Source organism: Vibrio sp. 10N.222.49.C9, assembly GCF_041474985.1.
GTDB lineage: Bacteria > Pseudomonadota > Gammaproteobacteria > Enterobacterales > Vibrionaceae > Vibrio > Vibrio crassostreae_C.
Genome location: NZ_JBFRVD010001432.1, coordinates 1 through 208 on the forward strand (window position 1 = coordinate 1; position 208 = coordinate 208).

Consider the following 208-nt stretch of genomic DNA (forward strand, 5'->3'; position numbering starts at 1 on the left):
CAGTATGAAACATACCGTAGAAGTGATGATCTCTGAACAAGAGGTTCAAGAGCGAGTACAACAGCTTGGTGCATCGATCAATGAGCACTATAAAGACAGTGAAGAGCTAGTTATGGTAGGACTTCTACGTGGCTCGTTTGTGTTTATGGCTGACTTATCTCGCGCAGTTACGGTAAACCACAGCGTTGACTTCATGACGGCGTCTAGC

At 45.7% G+C, this 208-nt stretch carries 1 protein-coding gene; it reads left to right on the forward strand.

The features are described 5' to 3' along the window. Positions 1–4: 4 nt before the first annotated feature. On the forward strand, positions 5–208 hold a 204-nt coding region (locus AB4585_RS28620; protein ID WP_372172166.1), incomplete at its 3' end, for a phosphoribosyltransferase.